This window comes from Corynebacterium provencense (assembly GCA_900049755.1).
Classification (GTDB): Bacteria; Actinomycetota; Actinomycetes; order Mycobacteriales; family Mycobacteriaceae; genus Corynebacterium; species Corynebacterium neomassiliense.
The window spans coordinates 1,373,199-1,391,442 of the sequence record LT160593.1; the positions used below are offsets into that span (position 1 = coordinate 1,373,199).

An 18,244-nucleotide genomic window follows, 5' to 3' on the forward strand; every position below is an offset into this window, starting at 1 on the left:
CTCACACCGGACTGAAGGGCCCCGCACAGCCTCAGGTGAGACTGTGCGGGGCCCTTCACGTGACGTGTCGTCAGTCAGATGACGGTATCAGGAGACTACGGGTTCGCGTGGCCTTCGTTCTCGAGTGCCTTACGGTTGGCATCGTTGAGACGCCTGAGCATCTCGATCTTCTCGTGCTCGTTGGCCTCTTCGATCTCGGAGACCTTCTGGACGATGTCCTCCGGGTCCGGGCGGAAGAACCCGCCACGGCCCGGCTGTCCGGCAAGGCCGAGTTCGTTGAGCTTCTTCGGCACCTGGGCACCGGCGTACTCCAGCGGAACAGGATGACCGTGGTCGTCGACCGGTCCGAGCGGCTGATGGACTTCGATGAAACCGCCGTTCGGCAGCTGACGGATCGTACCGGTCTCGATACCGTGTTCCAGGACCGCTCTGTCGGACCTCTGAAGGCCGAGGCAGATGCGGTAAGTCACGAAGTAGGCGATCGGTGGCAGCAGCAGGAAGCCCAGCCGTCCGATCCAGGTCATCGCGTTCAGTGAGATCTGGAAGTGGAGAGCGAACAGGTCGTTTCCGCCGGACAGCGTCAGAATGAAGTACGCGGTCAGGGCCATGACGCCCAACGAGGTACGGACCGGCACATCCCGGGGCCGCTGCAGAAGATTGTGGTGAGCAGTGTCCTTGGTGAAGTGCTGCTCGATCCAGGGGTAGGTGAACAACAGAACCAGAAGGACACCCAGCAGGACGGCAACCCAGAACACACCCGGAATCGTGTAGTTACCCAGGTAGAGTTCCCAGGCCGGCATGATGCGGGCAGCACCGTCAGTCCACAGCATGTAGATGTCAGGCTGAGATCCTGCGGAGACCTGCGACGGATTGTAGGGGCCCAGGTTCCAGATGGAGTTGATCTGGAAGAGACCTGCGATCAGTGCGATGACGCCGAACGTGATGATGCCGTACGCCGCAGAGTGGACGATGAACACCGGAAGGATCCGCACACCGACAACGTTGCGCTCGGTACGCCCGGCCCCCGGGAACTGGGTGTGCTTCTGGTACCAGACCAGGGCCAGGTGCGCTGCGATGAGCGCGAGCAGAATGGCGGGGATCAGCAGCACGTGGGCAATGTACAGGCGAGGAATGATGATGTCACCCGGGAAGTCACCGGCAAACATGATCCAGTGGAGCCAGGTACCGATGATCGGAAGGCTGACCACGATGGCGGACATGATGCGCAGACCCACGCCGGACAGCAGATCGTCCGGGAGGGAGTAACCCATGAAGCCTTCAGCCACGGATAGCAGAAGTAGTACACAGCCGATGACCCAGTTCGCCTCACGCGGCTTACGGAAAGCTCCGGTGAAGAAGATGCGCAGCATGTGCACGATGATGGAGATCGCGAACAGCAGCGCAGCCCAGTGGTGGACCTGGCGGATGAAGAGACCCCCGCGGACCTCAAAAGAAAGGTTCAGCGCTGTCTCGTACGCCTTCGACATTTCCACGCCGTTGAGCGGAGCATAGGCACCGTCGTAGATCACCTTCGACAGGGAGGGATCGAAGAACAGTGTCAGGTAGACACCTGACAGAAGCAGAATGACAAACGAGTAGAGGGCGATCTCGCCGAGCATGAACGACCAGTGGCTCGGGAAAACCTTGTTGATCTGCCTGCGGATACCGGCGGCCATCGTGTACCGCTGGTCCATGTTGTCGGCGGCATGCGCCAGACGGGACGGTTTGGTTGATGTGCTCATGACTTACGCTCCCAGAATGCCGGGCCGACCGGCTCGATGAAGTTCCCCTTGGCGTAGAGGTAACCTTCACTGTCCACGGAAATGGGCAGCTCAGGCAGCGCGCGGGCCGCAGGGCCGAAGACAGGCTTACCCCAGTGCAGTGCGTCGAACTGGGACTGATGACACGGGCAGAGAATACGGTTGGTCTGCTGCTCGTACAGTGAGGTCGGGCAGCCGATGTGGGTGCAGATCTTCGAGTAGGCGTAGTAGTCGCCGTAGTGGAAGTCTTCCTGTCCCTCACGCTGGACGGCCTTCAACGCGTCCTCATGCCTCAGCCGGATCAGCATCACGGCATTCCTGGATCCGTGCACCGAGTGCATGTGCTCCTCATACACGTCCCGGGTCGGGTCGTAGCGGTCACCGTCATTGACCATGTCTTCAGAAAGGGGGAACACCGTCTCCATACCGCCGGCATCGAGATCTTCGGGGCGGACGCGTACGAGTCGGTTCACACCCTGCGTGCTGTAGTGCCCGTCGTGCTCCTCCGCAATCGCAGCGGTGTCCCGGCCGAGGTACACCTTGGTGTTCTGCTCGGTCAGGGTCCATCCTGTGGTCCACAGAGTTCCGTCTCCCTGAATACCCATCGCCTTGGGCTTCCAGGGGTTCTTGACGATACCGCCGAGCGGCAGGACCACAGCAAGACCCATCAGGGCGGCACCGGTTCCGGCCAGGCCCATCATGACCTTGCGCCGTCCCAGAGTCGATGTCTTCCACGCGTCGTTCAGCAGCGCGGTGATGGTCTTCCGGTCAAGCTCGTCAGAGGGCCCGTCGTGACGGGTCTGGACCGAAATCTCCTCCGGAACGAACTTCTTCGAGAACTGGACTGCACCCACACCGAGACTGATGATCGACAAGCCTGCGGTGACACCGAGCAGCGGAGTGTACAGGGTGTACATCCACAGCCCGTCCTCCTCGAGGTGCTTGTACTGCCAGGGCCAGAAGAGGTACACCGCAGCAAAGGCGATTCCGAAGACCACTGAGAGCGCGAACCAGATGTTGACGCCACGGGCCGCCCGCTTCTCCGCAGGGTCTCCCTCGACAGGGAAGCGCTCCTTGCGGTAGGCGACGGTCACGCCGTCGAGCTCGGTACCGAGGCGGGCGAGCTCTTCGTCGCTCATCGCCTTGATCTCGTCTTCCGTGTACTTGCTCTTGATCTCACTCATGACCGGGTTCCAATCCACATTGCACCGCCGATGAGCACGACGATGCCGACGATCCACATCAGCATGCCCTCGGTGACGGGGCCGGCACCGCCGAGACCGTAACCGCCCTGGGACGGGGTCTCCTTCGCGGACTTGATGTAGGCGATGATGTCCTTCTTCTCGTCCGCGGTGAGCTGACGGTCAGAGAACTTCGGCATGTTCTGGGGGCCCGTGAGCATGGCCTGGTAGATCTCCTGCTCATTGGCGTTGTCCAGCACCGGGGCATACTTACCGCCGGAGAGAGCGCCACCACGACCGGTGAAGTTGTGGCACGAGGCGCAGTTCAGACGGAAGAGGTCGGAGCCACGGGCGACATCGCTCGGGTCGATCTTGCCGTCATCGTTGTTGGCTCCTCGCAGAGACTCCATCGCGACGGAGCCGTCTTCGTCCCGCACGATCCCCGGGCCGCCGCCGTTGGCGTTGACGTACGCTGCCAGAGCCAGAGTCTGCTGCTCGTTGAACCGGGCGTCCTTCCGCTCTGCCTGGGCTTCGTTCCGCTTCATCGGCATACGACCCGAGTGCACCTGGAAGTACACCGCACCTTCACCGACACCGACCAGCGAGGGACCACGGTCCTTGACACCCTGGAGGTTGGCTCCGTGGCAGGTGATACAGGCAACCTCGTAGATTTCCTGACCCTGGTTGATCAGGGTTTCGGCGTCGACGTCGGCGGTCGCCTCCTGGGCATCCGGGGTCACGGCCTGGGCAATGAGTCCTGCACCGGACAGACCGAGCACGAGCGCGAGCGCTCCGGCCACGGTCCGGCGCAGCTTACGCCGGCTACGGCGCGTCCTGCGTGTTGTGGATGCCTCGGGCGAGCCGGTCACCGGCTGCTCCCCCTCGGTCATGCTGTGGTTGGTATCCATCTTGTTCCCTTAACTCGTCATATGGAATGCGATGGGCTTAACGGCCGAGCGTCACACATCGGCCCGTTCGGCCTACTGGATGAAGTAAATCGTGATCCACAGGCCGATCCACACGACGTCGACGAAGTGCCAGTAGTAGGACACGACGACGGCTGCGGTGGCCTGCGCCGGAGTGAACTTCGACTTCACGGTGCGGATGAGCACCACGACGAAGGCCAGTACGCCGGCGAGGACGTGTGCACCGTGGAAGCCGGTGGTGATGTAGAACACCGAGCCGTAGACGCTGCTCGCGATGGTTGTCCCCTCGTGCACCAGGTTCACGTACTCATAAGCCTGGCCCAACAGGAAGACGGCGCCCAACACGACTGTCAGGGCGTACCACTTCCGGAGACCGAAGACGTCGCCCCGCTCAGCCGCGAAAACACCCCACTGTGCCGTGAAGGACGACGACACCAGGATCACGGTGATGAGTAGTGCGAAAGGCACGTTCAGGTGCGTCGGGTGAGACGGCCAGTCACCACCCGAGTTCGCCTTCGACACGAAGTACATCGCGAAAAGTCCCGCGAAGAACATCAATTCCTGCGACAGGAACACAATCGTGCCGACGCTGACCATGTTCGGCCGGTTCAGCGTCGCAACACGTTGTGGTGCTGCCATACCTTGGTTTCCAACTGCGCTCGTCACGTCATCAAGTATGTACTGTCATCACCGTGTAGTCGATTCGCGACCCCCCGTAAATCGGAGGTTCCTGAAAACCCGCAGGTCAACGGACACCTGTTCCTGCGAGTTCACCACAAACGGGGTTAGACGGGAACTTTCCTGCCCCCATATCCGACGTAGTGGCATACCTGCAGGTGAGAGCTGTTTCCTTACCTGACCGCACACCCCGTCACCAACTCCGCGGAACCACCCCTCCCCCCTTATCGGGGGTGGTCCGAACACCCTTGTGTCCTGCCCCGGGCGGGTATCCGCCGGGTCGTCGCGTCGGCTCACACCAATGCTAACCCGCGGACGCCGGAACACACCCACCGCCGCTCGCCGTACCCCCGATCGGACCCGGGAATAGACTGGAGGAGCGCCGGTTGTCTCTCCGACCGGTTCTCTGGGCAGACGCCAGATCACAGAAACCCCGAAAGAAGAGGATCCCCTATGTCGTCCCCGGCTCACACACCGGACCACATTCCACCACTGGGGCAGGACAGCCTTCCCCCGAGCTACTTCACCTGGCCCGGAGTTCTTGACCGGATCGGTCGACGCGAAGAGCTCAGCGAATCCCAGGTTTCCTGGGCGGTCCGCGAGATCATGTCGGGCAGGGCGACAGACGCACAGATCGCAGCGTTCTCCTTCGGTATCCGGGTGAAAGGCATCACCGCCGCAGAGCTCTCGTCAGCGGCGAGTACCATGCGGGAGTTCGCGACCCCTGTCGACTTCTCCGACATTCCCGAAGCCGTGGACATCGTCGGTACCGGCGGGGACGGCCACCATACCGTCAACATTTCCACCATGGCGTCCTTCGTCGTGGCAGCCGCCGGTGTCACCGTCGTCAAGCACGGAAACCGCGCCGCCTCCTCGCTCTGCGGTGGTGCCGACGTGCTCGAGGCTCTGGGGCTGGATATCGAGCGCGATCCCGGCACCGTGCACGCTGACGCGTTGCGTACAAGGTTCGCGTTCATGTACGCGAAGACCTATCACCCGGCGATGCGTTTCGCCGGCCCCGTACGTTCGCAGTTGGGGGTTCCTACGATCTGGAACCTGCTGGGCCCCATGACCAACCCCGCAACTCCGAAGTACGCGCTGGTGGGGTGCGCATTCCGGGACATGATGCCGATCATGGGAGGCGCCTTCGCCCACCAGGGCGTACGGGCCCTCATCGTCCGTGGCCTTGACGGCATGGACGAGATCAGTGTCAGTGCTCCGACCGAGGTCGTGACGGTGGACAGTACCGGCCGAACCGGCGAATTCACCGTCAATCCCCGCGCCTACGGCTTCGAAATCTACGACGAAGAAGCACTCCGCGGCGGAGACCCGGAATTCAACGCCGACATCGCACGCAGGCTCATGGCCGGCGAACTCGAGGGCGCGGTCAAGGATGCTGTCCTGATCAATGCGGCAGCGGCGCTCGCCGCCGTCAAGGGATGGGAGGACTCCGACCTGCACACCGTCCTCACTGAACAGGTTGCAGTCGCCCGTGAGGCGCTGGAGTCCGGACGAGCAGAGCAGGCCATGCAGCTCGTCCTGTCCGCCTGAATGACACTGCCGAGAGCTTCCGGAGGGAAATTCGCGGCTGACCGGGCGTCATCACCTCTCTGACGCCCCCGCAGCGGTCCTCGGTCTGCCGTGCTGTACAACAGCGGGCCCCACCTCGCTACGAGGTGGGGCCCGCCGGGCCTGTCGGACAGTGGAAAGTCAGTCTTTCTCCGGGGGCAGTCCGTACTGCAGGTTCAGCATCACGGTCGACCAGATCAGCATGACCGCTCCCATGAGGATCAGCCAGATGTGGAAGAACGCGATCCCGTACCCCATCAGCATGATCGCGAAAGCCATGAGGAAGGGCCATCCTGAGCTTGCGGAGAAGAACCCGAGGACTCCGGCGCCGTCCTCGATCTCTGCCTGCTCCCAGTCCTTGGGCTCAATGTCCGCCTTGTGGTTGGCAAGGTGGAAGTAGGCACCGAGGAAGAGGCACAGCAGTGTTGCGAGGACCAGGCCCGTTCCGCCCGCCCACTCGATACCCTGCTGATTACCGTTGTCGCTCAATTTCGCGGTCGCGAAAAAGTACAGCACTGTCATGACGACCAGGAACGCCGCCAGACCGTACATCAGTTTGGCTGTCTGCCGCATTGTTCTCTCCTTCGAGTTAACTGCCGCTTACGCGGCGGCGTCACCGATGTAGTTGTCGCCGTCGACCGAGCGCGTACCTGCACGGTCCGGGAGGAAGGGCCGGGTGCTGGTGGCGTACGGGTCTTCGCCCACGGCGTCGAGAGCCTCGGCGTTGGTGGCGTCCGGGTTGGTCTTCCGGAACTCGAGGTACCGGGTGAAGGTGTCCGGGGAAACCGCACGGATCTCGAAGTTCATCATGGCGTGGTAGGTACCGCACATTTCAGCGCACCGTCCGACGAACGCACCCTCCTTCTCGATGCCCTCGATCTGGAAACGACGTTCCTGGTGGTTCTTCTCCGGATGCGGCATCACGTCGCGTTTGAAGAGGAACTCCGGAACCCAGAAGGAGTGGATGACGTCCGAGGAGGCGAGATTGAACTCGATCGGTGTGTTGGTCGGGAGAACCAGCACCGGAACTTCCTCGGAAGTGCCTACGGTCTCGATCTTGTCATAGTTCAGGTAGGAGAAGTCCTCGGAGGAACCACCGTGGATAGGACCGACGATCTCCCCCTCCTCATCAACCTCGGTCGGCTGAGAGAGCAGCGCGGAGTCCGCCTTCTTCTGCGCGTCCGCGCCGGAGTAGTCCGCCCCGTCCTGGGTCAGGGAGCCCTTGACCTCGCCGTAACCGAACTTCCAGTTCCACTGGTACGCGGTGACGTCAACCGTGACCTGCGGATCCTTGTCCATGGCCGTGACCTTGTCCTGGGTCTGGACAGTGAAGAAGAACAGACCCATGACAATGATCACCGGGACGGCAGTGAGCGCCAGTTCCAGGTTGACGTTGTAGGCAGTCTGACGAGGGAACTCTCCCTTGCCCGCCTTCTTCGCGCGCTTGGCACCGTCCCGGAACATCACGAGGAACATCAGGCCCCACATGATCAGGCCGATAATCCAGGCGACAACCCAGGTCCAGACCCAGAAGTTGCCCATCGACTTGGACTCAGGGGTGATTCCGTCCGGCCACCCCATGCGCAGGGCATGGAAGAATCCGTTGTCAGGTGGAGCGGCGTCGCAGCCGGCAAGGGCCAGGGCACCGAGTCCCAGAGCACCGACCAGTCCCAGCTTGCGGGCCATACCGTGAACTTTTCGCTGTTCCACGCGAGTATGCCTTCCTCAATCACACGTCGTGTTCACCGGAACCTGCGCGGACAGTCACCTGCAGAGGACCACCCACTCGTTCCGTATCACTTAGTGACAATAGTCCATGCGTCACTGACAGCCACCATCTAGGGGCTGACCGTGTCCGGACCTCCGCCCTATTCCGGGGTTGAACTCCCGGGGTTGAACTCCCGGGGTTGAACTTCCGGGGTTGAGCTCTCGGGAGTTGAACACAGGTTCGTGTCGTCTCGTGCCTGGTACCCCGCCGCTGTACCGACCAACTGTCTGCCCACCGTGCGGAGGACCGCCCTTCGCAGAACGGGGCAGTCGGAACATCGGCACCGGCAGGACAACCGGAACAGTCTTCCCGCGGGCCTACGGCGGCTCGAGATCTGTTCCACAGACTTGACTGGCAGTACCTCGGCCCACGGCTAGTAGTGTGGACCCGGTACCTCGCCGTCGTACCTCGCGGTCGACCGCCTCCCCTATCTATATGGAGATGACCTCTACAGCTCATGTGTGGACTTCTTGGAATTCTCACCGCACTCGGTGACGCACCCCGGTTTGTCGACCCCGTGGCCCACGCTCTGCCATGCATGCGCCACCGTGGCCCTGACGAGGACGGGACCTGGAACGACGATGACGTCGTCTTCGGATTCAACCGCCTGTCCATCATCGACCTGGAGCACTCCCACCAACCCCTCCAGTGGGGCCCGGAGGACTCACCCGAACGCTACTCACTGACATTCAACGGTGAGATCTACAACTACGTGGAGCTCCGGGAGGAACTGCAGGCCGCCGGATACACCTTCCGCACCTCCGGCGACAGCGAGACCATCGTGGTCGGCTACCACCACTGGGGAACCGGGGTGGTCGAGCACCTCCGCGGCATGTTCGCCTTCGCGGTGTGGGACTCCGTGGACCGGAAGATGTTCCTGGCACGTGACCCCTTCGGCATCAAGCCGCTCTTCTACGCCACGACCGCTGCCGGGACAGTGTTCGGCAGCGAGAAGAAGTCGATCCTGGACATGGCGTCTTCGACGGGACTGGACCTCTCCCTCGACTACCGTGCCGTAGAGCACTACACCGATCTGCAGTACGTGCCGGAGCCGGAGACACTCCACTCCGGAATACGCCGTCTGGAGTCCGGGTGCCACGCCACCCTGCGTCCCGGTGGACCGGTCGAGGCGGTACGTTACTTCCGCCCGGACTTCACCCCCACCCCCGTCCCCGCGGGAACGGAGGACGCCCTGTTCCACCGCATCGCGGATGCGCTGGAAGACTCGGTCGCCAAGCACATGCGGGCCGACGTGACCGTCGGGTCCTTCCTGTCCGGCGGCATCGATTCGACAGCCATTGCGGCCCTCGCTAAGCGGCATAATCCGGACCTGGTGACCTTCACCACCGGATTCGAGCGGGAAGGCTACTCGGAGGTGGATGTCGCCGCCGAATCCGCTGAAGCCATCGGTGTGGAGCACGTGGTCAAGGTGGTGTCCCCGGAGGAGTTCGCAGCTGCCGTACCGAAGATCATCTGGTACCTCGACGACCCGGTGGCCGATCCTGCTCTCGTCCCCCTGTACTTCGTCGCCGCCGAGGCCCGCAAGAGGGTGAAGGTCGTCCTGTCCGGCGAGGGTGCCGATGAACTCTTCGGCGGCTACACCATCTACAAGGAACCTCTGTCGCTGGCCCCGTTCGACCGGATCCCCTCCCCTGTCAAGAAGGTGCTGCACAAGGTCGGTGAGATCATGCCGGAGGGCCGGCGGGGTAAGTCGCTGCTGTTACGCGGTACGACTCCCATGGAGGAGCGGTACTACGGTAATGCCCGTTCCTTCAACTATGAGCAGCTCAGCAGGGTGCTGAAGACCGCACGACCGGAGTGGGACCACAGGGAGGTGACCGCACCGATCTACGATCGTTCCCGGAACTTCGATCCGGTGGCAAGAATGCAGTACCTCGACCTTTTCACGTGGCTGAGGGGTGACATTCTCGTCAAGGCAGACAAGATCACCATGGCGAACTCACTGGAACTCAGGGTGCCTTTCCTGGACAAGGTGGTCTTCGACGTCGCCCGTACCCTCCCCTACGATCTGAAGATCAGTCACGGCACCACGAAGTACGCACTGCGCCGTGCGATGGAGCTCATCGTTCCGCCCCACGTGATCAACCGGAAGAAGCTCGGGTTCCCGGTTCCCATCAGGCACTGGCTCGCAGGTCCTGAACTCTACGACTGGGCCCGGACCGTCATCGAGGAGTCCCAGACCGACGAGATCTTCAACAGAGCGGAAGTTCTCGCCATGCTCGACGAGCACCGGGTTGCGATGAACACCGGTCACGGCCCGGATCATTCGCGCCGTCTGTGGACCGTCATCGCGTTCATGATCTGGCACGGGATCTTCGTCGAGGACCGCATCCACCCGGAGATCGACGAACGCGACTACCCCGTCCAGCTGTAGACGCCTGAACCCCCGGACGAGAACTCTCGTCCGGGGGTCTCCGCCCGCCGCCGGCTGACCCCGCCCGGGGACACGCGGTCAGTGGTGGTGACTCAGCTGAAGGAATCGCCGCAGGCGCAGGATCCGGTGGCGTTGGGGTTGTCGATGGTGAACCCCTGGGACTCTATGGTGTCCGAGAAATCGATCCTGGCGCCGGTGAGGTAGGGAGCGGACATCTTGTCGACGACGAGGTCAACGCCGTCGAAGTGGTCGACGTGGTCTCCGTCGAGCATACGGTCGTCGAAGAACAGCTGGTAGCGCAGTCCTGCGCAGCCGCCCGGCTGCACGGCGATGCGCAGGGAGAGATCGTCACGTCCCTCCTGTGCGAGCAGCGCGGCCGCTTTCTCAGCTGCCGCACCGGTCAGTTCAACGCCGGTGGTCTTCTCGGGAGCGGTCATGATTTCCTCCTCGGTAGTGCGGATGTGAGTTCACGCTACCCCCGTTCAACCGACAATTCCACCGCCGTATTCCTGCCACCTCTTTCCAGCTGTGACTGGTGGCCGGGCGTCACCGACTTCGGGCCCTCGTTGGTGGACCCCGACTCCCGTGTTCTAGCCTGTGAGTGTGAAGCTGCCCTGGAAAAAAGATGACGACACGCACGGTGACGCCACCACCGCCCCCACCGCCCCCTCCGGGCACTCCGACGACCTGGCCTCCCGCGGGTCCGGAGGTTCCGGGGATGCCCGTGACGCGGCAGGGCTGCCCAGAGGGGTGACCCCGAAGAAGGGGCGCCCCACCCCGAAGCGCAATGACGTCGAGAGGTCCGCCGGTACCCGCCGCGTCCACTATGACGCCCCGTTGACTCCCAAGGAGGCCCGCGAGCGGAGGAAGGCGGAGAAAGCCTCCATGTCGAAAGAGGAGTACAAGGAGAGGAAACGCCGTCAGCGTGAGGAGGCCGCGGCCGCCCGTCGCAGGGCCAACGAGCGCATGATGGCCGGCGACCCCAACTACCTTCTGCCCCGCGACCAGGGTAAGGAGAAGCTCTTCGTCCGCAACTACGTGGACTCCCGGCGCTTCGCCATGAACATGTTCCTGCCCATCGCACTCATCGTGGTGCTGGTGATGATCGTCGGTATGCGTGCTCCGGAGATCGCCAACCTGGTGTCGCTGGTGATGCTCTTCATCATCGCACTGCTGGTGGTCGAAGGACTGTTCCTCGGGCGCAAGGTCAACAAGCTCATCGACGAACGCTTTCCCGACCGCGCCTTCGGCCGCTGGACCATCGGCTTCTACGCCTTCACCCGCGCGACGATGATCCGCCGCATGCGTACGCCTGCCCCGCAGGTCAGTATCGGCGATACGGTGTAGGGCCGTGACCGGGACCGACGAACCGTTGCTGCCCGCGCTCCGCGCCTGGGCGGAGGACAACGGTGCTGCCGCCACGCTGGCCGGTGAGCACGCTCCGAGGCCGCTGCTCAGCGTCATCACCTCTGACGCCGACACCGGGAGAGACGTGTCCGGGGGTGCCTCTCCCCTGCTGCCGCTCGCGGAGCTCGCCGACGCCGACATCTCCGTCTCGGTTGTCGCCGACGAGGGCCCGGCGAACGGACCGGGGCTCCGGGCGGACCAGGTGGACCGGTGGCTTGCCCACGGCCGCTCTCTCGCGGACCGTGCCGTGGATTCCGGGGTGCAGCTCCTGCTTCTCGGTGGATCGGGAGACCCCGTCATCTCCGCTTCCGTGACAGGGACCGTCTGCAGGAAGGAGCCGGTGAGCCTGTTCAACTACGCGGCCGGAGACGACGTCTCCGCCTGGAAGCGCGATATCGTCGCTGTCCGGGACGTCCTCTTCAGGACCCGCGGCTACCGGAACGGTCCGTGGGACAAAGGGGCGGTGAAGGAAATTCTCCGCCTCGCCGGGGATCCGGCGCTGGCCACCCTGGTGGGATTTCTCTCCGGTTCGTCCGACCGTCGCACCCCTGTCATCCTTGACGGTGCAGGGACGCTGGCCGCCGCCCTCCTGGCCGAGGCAGTGTCTCCCGGTGCTCGGCAGGGATGGATCCTGCCGCACGTTCCGGTGGACGCCGCAGCCGCCTTCGCCGCACACCGACTCGAACTGTCCCCGGTGTTCGGCCACGATCTCGGTGTGTCTGACGGTGCTGCTGCTCTGACCTGTCTGCCCGTACTCCGGGCCTCGGTGGTTGTGTCCCGCCCCTGAACCACTCACCGGGACCACTCACCGGGACCGGAACTCCCCCGGGGGTGCTCTCTAGGAGGCACTCCCGGCGTCCTTCCCCACCTTTCCCCGTCAGGCGCCCCTGCCCTCCGGAGGAAGAACTGTCACCGGGCGGGGATCAGGGTGTGGTTCCAGTGGTGGGTGTCCTCGACGGTGCCGTGCTGGATTCCGGTGAGCAGCTCGCGCAGGCGCATCGTGATCTCGCCGGGCCTGCCGCCGTTGATCCGGAACTCCCCGTCCTTGTCCTTGACGGTTCCCACGGGCGTGATCACGGCGGCGGTGCCGCAGGCGAAGGCCTCGGTCATCGCTCCGGACGCCACAGCGTCCTTCCAGTCCTGCACGCTCACCCGCTTCTCCGTGACCTTCATCCCTGCGTCGGCTGCCACGGTGAGCAGAGAGTCTCTGGTGACTCCCGCGAGCAGTGAGCCGGAGAGGGCGGGGGTGACGAGTTCGGCGTCCTCTCCGCTTCCGTAGACGAAGGCGAGGTTCATCCCGCCCATTTCCTCGATGTACTTCCGTTCGATGGCGTCCAGCCACACGACCTGGTCGCATCCCTGTTCTTCAGCGTGCGCCTGGGCTGCGAGCGACCCCGCGTAGTTACCGGCGAACTTCGCCGCACCGGTCCCGCCCGGTGCCGCACGGACGTACTCGGTGGACAGCCACACGCTCACCGGCCGGACCCCGCCGGTGAAGTACGCACCGGCAGGAGAGGCGATCAGGTAGTAGGAGTAGCTCGACGCGGGGTGCACGCCCAGTCCGACCTCGCGGGAGATCATGAACGGCCGCAGGTAGAGGGATTCTTCCCCTCCTGCGGCGGGAACCCATGCCTGGTCGACATCCACGATCTGACGCAGTGACTCGAGGAAGAGCTCCTCCGGCAGCGCGGGCATGGCCAGCCGTTCGGCGGAGTTACGGAACCTCGCGGCGTTCTTTTCGGGACGGAAAGTGACCACCGACCCGTCCTCGTGCCGGTATGCCTTCAGCCCCTCGAAGATCGCCTGCCCGTAGTGCAGGACCGAGGACGCCGGGTCCATGGCGATGGGCCCGTACGGCACGACACGGGCGTCGTGCCAGCCGGCGTCCCTGTTCCAGTCGATGATGACCATGTGGTCGGTGAAGTAGTTGCCGAATCCCGGGTTGGCGAGGATCTCCTCGATCTTCTCCGCCGGAGTCGGGGTGCTGGTGAGATTGCGGGTGAACTCAGGGGAAGCTGACATGCCCTGTATCTTAGACCCGGAAAGCACTTTCAACGGAGGCACCCCCTACCACCGTCCACCAGCAGCGGAGATGAACTATGACACCCGTGACACCGACGGAGGTCCCCAGGCTCGTCCGGGGCCTTCTCCCCGACCTGAACCTGAGTGTTTCCTCCGTTCCGGCCGCACCTTCCACACCGGCGGCCGGTCCCGACATCCTGGTCGTCCCCGTGCTCAGGGGCGCGTCAGGACCCGAGATCCCGGTCACCGGAACTCTGGGGGAGGAAGCACGCCTGGCACTGTGGAAGACGGCGGTGTGGGCGGGGATCACCGGGCGGTCCGGGGAGACTTCCGTCCAGCCGGCCGTCGACGGTGTTCCGGCGGCCAGGGTCGTCACCGCCGGGCTCGGCCCCGCCGACCACATCGCACCCGACACCGTCAGACAGGCCGCCGGTGATGTCTCCCGGCTGCTCAGGAAGTTGGCAGAGCAGACGGGCGTGCCGTCGTGCCACGCTGTGAGTCTGCTCGGGGATCTGACCGGAGTGACCGGAGCCCCCTCCCCGGCGGAGGTGGTCACGGCCGCGACCGAGGGGCACGCCCTCGGCGGATACCTCTACTCCGGTCACCGGTCCGGACCTGCCGGGGCACTGCCCGGGTCGGTGACGCTGGTGTGCCCTGACCTGCCCGGGATGGACGCCGCATTCACCAGGGCGTGCACCGTGGTGGAGGCGGTGGCCTGTGCCCGGGATCTCGTCAACGCGCCGGCCGGCGACCTCGGTCCGGACTCCTACGCACGGATCATCGGCGATCTCGCGTCAGCCTCCGGGGTGGAGGTGGAGGTCCTCGACGAGACTGATCTCGAGGAACAGGGTTACGGTGGACTGCTCGCCGTGGGGCGCGGGTCCGCCCGCCCACCGAGACTGGTGAGGATGCGCTACCTCCCGGAACAGGGTGCACAGGTCTCCGCCGGCCTCGTCGGCAAAGGGGTGACCTTTGACACCGGCGGCATTTCCCTGAAGAAGCCTGCCGGCATGGACGCGATGATCTCCGACATGGCGGGGTCGGCAGCGGTCGTCGCCGCTGTCCTGGCCGCGGCCGAGCTTGAGCTTCCGGTGTCGGTCACAGCGACGCTGCCTCTGGTGGAGAACATGCCGGACGGGGACGCCCTGCGGCCCGGCGACATCGTCCGCCACTATGACGGCACCACCTCCGAGATCGTCAACACCGATGCTGAAGGACGCCTGATTCTCGCTGATGCACTGGCCCGTGCCGTGGAGGACTCCCCCGACGTCCTCGTCGACGTCGCCACTCTGACCGGGGCACAGGTGGTCTCGCTGGGTGACCGTGTCAGCGCGGTGATGGGCACTCCTTCGCTGCGTGACCGGATAGCCGCGCTGGCGCGGAGGACCGGTGAGGACGCCTGGAGCATGCCCCTTCCCGACGACGTCGCTGACGGTATCCGCTCAGATGTCGCGGATCTGCGCAACACGGGCAGACTGCGACAGGGTGGCATGGCTGCAGCCGGCCTGTATCTCAGACATTTCGTGACCCCGGAGGATACGGTCGGTGCCGGGAGTGCCACTGATTCCGGTGACAGGGGGACCGGGATCCCGTGGGCACATCTGGATGTCGCAGGGCCCGCCTACAACACCGGCACCGCCCGGGGATACACACCTGCACGCGGAACAGGTGTTCCGGTCCGGACGTTGATAGCACTGCTGGAGTCTCTGCAACACCTGGCGTGACAGCCGGAGTCTGAGGCTACGACGGGTCCGGCGTCCTCGTTCGCGGTACGCCACTCCGCCGGATCGGTCTACCCTATGTACTATTCAGCCAGAGACCACATCTGTATTTTTTCGTCATTTAGGAGCTTCAACACCATGGCGTACTCCGTCGAAATGCCCGAACTGGGCGAATCCGTGACCGAGGGCACTGTGACACAGTGGCTGAAGAAGGTCGGTGACACCGTCGCCGTGGATGAACCCCTCCTCGAGGTCTCCACCGACAAGGTCGACACCGAGATCCCCTCTCCTGCTGCAGGTGTGCTGCTGGAGATTCGTGCCGACGAGGACGACACCGTCGATGTCGGCGCCGTGATCGCCGTGATCGGCGAAGCCGGGGAAAGCGCCCCGGCAGCGGATACGACTGAGGACGCCGGAGAGCCTTCAGGTGACGACGCCCCCGCGCCGCAGACGCAACAGGCCCCGGCGGCCGCGGCCGCCGACACTGCGGCCTCCGGTGAGGCGACCGACGTCACCATGCCCGAACTCGGCGAATCCGTCACCGAGGGCACCGTGACCCAGTGGCTGAAGAAGGTCGGCGACACCGTCGCCGTCGACGAGCCCCTCCTCGAGGTCTCCACCGACAAGGTCGACACCGAAGTTCCCTCCCCCGTCGCCGGCACCCTGGTGGAAATCCTCGCCGGTGAAGACGACACCGTCGACGTCGGTGCCGTCATCGCCCGCATCGGCGATGCCTCCGCCACATCCGCCCCCACGTCCTCCCCCGCCCCGGAGAAGACCGACAGCACCCCGGCAACCCCGACCGAGCCCGAGACTGAGCCGCAGCCAGAAACCCGGACGGAAGCCCCGACGGCCGAACCTGTCACGACCGGTACCTCCGGTTCCGCTGACGGCACGGACGGCAAGGACGGCAAGACCCCGGATCCGACTCCTGCCGGGACCGCAGCCGCGACCTCCTCCGGCAATCTGCCTTATGTCACCCCTCTGGTCCGGAAGCTGGCGGAGAAGCACGGGGTGGACCTGTCCACCGTCACCGGCTCCGGAGTCGGCGGACGAATCCGCAAGCAGGATGTCCTCGCCGCTGCAGAGGCAGCCTCCGGTTCAACCGGGTCCACCACCGAGCCCGCCCCGCGGGTCCTGAAGGGAGCCGACCCGGCGAAGGCCGAACTGCGCGGAACCACCCGGAAGGTCAACCGCATCCGGGCGATCACCGCGAAGACCACCTTGGAGTCCCTCCACGGCGCCGCCCAGCTCACCCAGGTCCACGAGGTCGACATGACCAGGATCGCCGACCTCCGCAAGAGCAGCAAGAGTGCTTTCCGGGAGCGCTACGGAGTCAACCTCACCTACCTGCCCTTCTTCGCCAAGGCGGTCGTCGAGGCACTTCTGGCGCACCCGAACATCAACGTGTCCTACGACGCCGGATCGAAGGAGATGACCTACCACGGTTCGGTGAACCTCGGTATCGCCGTAGACACCCCGGAGGGTCTTCTCTCGCCGGTGATCCACAACGCGCAGGACCTCTCCCTGCCGGAGCTGGCCCAGGCCATCGCCGACATCGCGGACCGCGCCCGCAACAAGAAGCTCAAGCCCAACGACATCATGGGCGGGACTTTCACGATCACCAACATCGGTTCCGAGGGCGCTCTCACCGACACCCCGATCCTCGTTCCGCCGCAGGCGGCGATGCTGGGCACCGGGGCGATCGTCAAGCGTCCGGTGGTCATCACCGAGGACGGACAGGACGCCATCAGCATCCGACAGATGGTCTACCTGCCCCTCACCTACGACCATCAGAGCATCGACGGCGCTGACGCAGGCAGGTTCCTGACCAGTGTGAAGGACAGGCTGGAGAACGTGGACTTCACCGACGACCTCGGCCTGTAGCCCGGCGGTCCCGGCCCGCCTGCGGAACTGCCCGGCGCTGTGAACCGCCGCCCCGCGAACTCCCTTTCACCGGGAGTTCGCGGGGCGGTTGTGTTTGCCGGTTGTATGATCTTGGAGCATGGGCTTCCAGCACGGATCAATACGCCACTCCAGCGACCCGGTCGCAGTCGTCGACCTCCACACCGTGGACTACCTCGAGGCCTGGCGACACCAGGCAAATCTCGCCCGCCAACGTGCGGCGGGGCAGATTCCGGACACCCTCCTGCTGCTGCAGCATCCCTCCACGTACACGGCGGGTCGGCGGACACAGCCTGAGGATCTTCCCACCAACGGTCTCCCCGTGATCGACGTGGACCGCGGTGGCAGGATCACCTGGCACGGCCCGGGGCAGCTCGTCGCCTACCCGATCATCAGACTCGAGGACCCGATTGACGTCGTCGACTACGTGCGCCGCATCGAGGAGGCGGTCATCGCGACATGCCGCGACCTCGGTCTCGAGAATGTCGGGCGGGTCGCCGGACGTTCCGGGGTCTGGCTTCCGGCAGGCGTCAGAGACGGTACCCTGCTACCGGCCCGGAAGATCGCGGCCGTGGGAATTCGGGTCACCCGGGGCGTCACCATGCACGGAGTTGCACTGAACTGCGACAACACCCTGGACTTTTACGACCACATCGTGCCCTGCGGACTGGCGGACACAGGTGTCACCACCGCGACCGCCGAGTTGGGCCGGGAGGTCACGGTAGCCGAGGCGTCTCCCCTGTTCACCCGCCACATGCTTGACGCGCTGGACGGATCACTGCCCACCTCTGTCACGGATGTACCGGAGGAGCTCGCACACGGTCCGGTTCCGGTGACTGCGGAATCGACCGCTCGACAGTGAATTACCCACAGTGAATTACCCACAGTGAACTACCCGCAGTGACTAACCCG

General features: G+C 64.4%; 15 protein-coding genes. 7 read left to right on the top strand and 8 right to left on the bottom strand.

Annotated elements, in window-relative coordinates; translation table 11 throughout:
• Nucleotides 1-95: 95 nt before the first annotated feature.
• The 4 genes from qcrB to ctaE all read right to left on the bottom strand — a co-directional run bounded on the left by qcrB (nt 96) and on the right by ctaE (nt 4,533).
• A complete protein-coding gene (gene qcrB / locus BN3906_RS12595) occupies nt 96-1,742 on the bottom strand; it encodes a cytochrome bc1 complex cytochrome b subunit (protein ID WP_066589028.1) in 1,647 nt (548 codons plus the stop codon).
• Nucleotides 1,739-2,944 carry a cytochrome bc1 complex Rieske iron-sulfur subunit gene (qcrA, locus tag BN3906_RS12600; RefSeq protein WP_066589031.1) on the bottom strand — a complete coding sequence of 402 codons (1,206 nt, stop codon included), beginning with the start codon at nt 2,942-2,944 and terminating at the stop codon, nt 1,739-1,741. Before qcrA ends, qcrB begins: the two co-directional genes overlap by 4 nt.
• Entirely contained in the window at nt 2,941-3,849 is a 909-nt protein-coding gene (gene qcrC, locus BN3906_RS12605; protein WP_066589033.1) for a cytochrome bc1 complex diheme cytochrome c subunit, read from the bottom strand. Before qcrC ends, qcrA begins: the two co-directional genes overlap by 4 nt.
• Before the next feature lie 72 nt (nt 3,850-3,921).
• A complete protein-coding gene (ctaE, locus tag BN3906_RS12610) occupies nt 3,922-4,533 on the bottom strand; it encodes an aa3-type cytochrome oxidase subunit III (RefSeq protein WP_066589036.1) in 612 nt (203 codons plus the stop codon).
• A gap of 465 nt (nt 4,534-4,998) precedes the next feature.
• Here ctaE and trpD point away from each other — a divergent pair, with 465 nt between their 5' ends.
• The gene (gene trpD / locus BN3906_RS12615; protein WP_066589038.1) at nt 4,999-6,096 is read left to right on the top strand and encodes an anthranilate phosphoribosyltransferase; all 1,098 of its coding nucleotides are present in this window, start codon (nt 4,999-5,001) and stop codon (nt 6,094-6,096) included.
• Nucleotides 6,097-6,255: 159 nt separating this feature from the next.
• Here the strand turns inward: trpD and ctaF are convergent, their stop codons facing one another.
• Both ctaF and ctaC read right to left on the bottom strand, forming a co-directional pair.
• A complete protein-coding gene (gene ctaF, locus BN3906_RS12620) occupies nt 6,256-6,687 on the bottom strand; it encodes an aa3-type cytochrome oxidase subunit IV (RefSeq protein WP_066589041.1) in 432 nt (143 codons plus the stop codon).
• Between the two features lie 27 nt (nt 6,688-6,714).
• Nucleotides 6,715-7,800 carry an aa3-type cytochrome oxidase subunit II gene (gene ctaC / locus BN3906_RS12625; protein ID WP_227870993.1) on the bottom strand — a complete coding sequence of 362 codons (1,086 nt, stop codon included), beginning with the start codon at nt 7,798-7,800 and terminating at the stop codon, nt 6,715-6,717.
• 539 nt (nt 7,801-8,339) lie between these two features.
• Between ctaC and asnB the strand changes: the two genes are divergently transcribed.
• A complete protein-coding gene (gene asnB, locus BN3906_RS12630) occupies nt 8,340-10,277 on the top strand; it encodes an asparagine synthase (glutamine-hydrolyzing) (RefSeq protein ID WP_066589048.1) in 1,938 nt (645 codons plus the stop codon).
• A gap of 92 nt (nt 10,278-10,369) precedes the next feature.
• Here asnB and BN3906_RS12635 read toward each other — a convergent pair whose 3' ends face one another.
• Entirely contained in the window at nt 10,370-10,714 is a 345-nt protein-coding gene (locus BN3906_RS12635; RefSeq protein WP_066589049.1) for a HesB/IscA family protein, read from the bottom strand.
• A 166-nt stretch (nt 10,715-10,880) separates the two neighbouring features.
• On the opposite strand from BN3906_RS12635, the gene BN3906_RS12640 reads away from it, so the two are divergent.
• Both BN3906_RS12640 and BN3906_RS12645 read left to right on the top strand, forming a co-directional pair.
• Nucleotides 10,881-11,624: a DUF3043 domain-containing protein gene (locus BN3906_RS12640; protein ID WP_066589051.1), complete on the top strand. Its 744-nt coding sequence runs from the start codon at nt 10,881-10,883 to the stop codon at nt 11,622-11,624.
• Nucleotides 11,625-11,628: 4 nt separating this feature from the next.
• Nucleotides 11,629-12,471, top strand: coding sequence for a nicotinate-nucleotide--dimethylbenzimidazole phosphoribosyltransferase (locus BN3906_RS12645; RefSeq protein WP_066589054.1), 843 nt, complete (start codon nt 11,629-11,631; stop codon nt 12,469-12,471).
• 122 nt (nt 12,472-12,593) lie between these two features.
• Here BN3906_RS12645 and BN3906_RS12650 read toward each other — a convergent pair whose 3' ends face one another.
• A complete protein-coding gene (locus tag BN3906_RS12650) occupies nt 12,594-13,706 on the bottom strand; it encodes a branched-chain amino acid aminotransferase (protein ID WP_066589057.1) in 1,113 nt (370 codons plus the stop codon).
• 77 nt (nt 13,707-13,783) lie between these two features.
• Here BN3906_RS12650 and BN3906_RS12655 point away from each other — a divergent pair, with 77 nt between their 5' ends.
• The 3 genes from BN3906_RS12655 (at nt 13,784) to lipB (ending at nt 18,194) form a co-directional block, all read left to right on the top strand.
• The gene (locus tag BN3906_RS12655) at nt 13,784-15,430 is read left to right on the top strand and encodes a leucyl aminopeptidase (protein ID WP_066589059.1); all 1,647 of its coding nucleotides are present in this window, start codon (nt 13,784-13,786) and stop codon (nt 15,428-15,430) included.
• A gap of 135 nt (nt 15,431-15,565) precedes the next feature.
• On the top strand, nt 15,566-17,314 hold the full coding sequence (gene sucB / locus BN3906_RS12660; RefSeq protein WP_066589062.1) for a 2-oxoglutarate dehydrogenase, E2 component, dihydrolipoamide succinyltransferase: 1,749 nt from the start codon (nt 15,566-15,568) through the stop codon (nt 17,312-17,314).
• 118 nt (nt 17,315-17,432) lie between these two features.
• Nucleotides 17,433-18,194 carry a lipoyl(octanoyl) transferase LipB gene (lipB, locus tag BN3906_RS12665; RefSeq protein WP_066589064.1) on the top strand — a complete coding sequence of 254 codons (762 nt, stop codon included), beginning with the start codon at nt 17,433-17,435 and terminating at the stop codon, nt 18,192-18,194.
• Nucleotides 18,195-18,244: the final 50 nt, after the last annotated feature.

Bases quoted from the DNA above. Each gene is read 5' to 3' on its own strand.
- qcrB (WP_066589028.1), bottom strand. From the start codon at position 1,742: ATGAGCACATCAACCAAACCGTCCCGTCTGGCGCATGCCGCCGACAAC.
- ctaF (WP_066589041.1), bottom strand. From the start codon at position 6,687: ATGCGGCAGACAGCCAAACTGATGTACGGTCTGGCGGCGTTCCTGGTC.
- qcrC (WP_066589033.1), bottom strand. From the start codon at position 3,849: ATGGATACCAACCACAGCATGACCGAGGGGGAGCAGCCGGTGACCGGC.
- BN3906_RS12635 (WP_066589049.1), bottom strand. From the start codon at position 10,714: ATGACCGCTCCCGAGAAGACCACCGGCGTTGAACTGACCGGTGCGGCA.
- ctaC (WP_227870993.1), bottom strand. From the start codon at position 7,800: ATGGCCCGCAAGCTGGGACTGGTCGGTGCTCTGGGACTCGGTGCCCTG.
- trpD (WP_066589038.1), top strand. From the start codon at position 4,999: ATGTCGTCCCCGGCTCACACACCGGACCACATTCCACCACTGGGGCAG.
- BN3906_RS12655 (WP_066589059.1), top strand. From the start codon at position 13,784: ATGACACCCGTGACACCGACGGAGGTCCCCAGGCTCGTCCGGGGCCTT.
- BN3906_RS12650 (WP_066589057.1), bottom strand. From the start codon at position 13,706: ATGTCAGCTTCCCCTGAGTTCACCCGCAATCTCACCAGCACCCCGACT.
- asnB (WP_066589048.1), top strand. From the start codon at position 8,340: ATGTGTGGACTTCTTGGAATTCTCACCGCACTCGGTGACGCACCCCGG.
- lipB (WP_066589064.1), top strand. From the start codon at position 17,433: ATGGGCTTCCAGCACGGATCAATACGCCACTCCAGCGACCCGGTCGCA.
- sucB (WP_066589062.1), top strand. From the start codon at position 15,566: ATGGCGTACTCCGTCGAAATGCCCGAACTGGGCGAATCCGTGACCGAG.
- qcrA (WP_066589031.1), bottom strand. From the start codon at position 2,944: ATGAGTGAGATCAAGAGCAAGTACACGGAAGACGAGATCAAGGCGATG.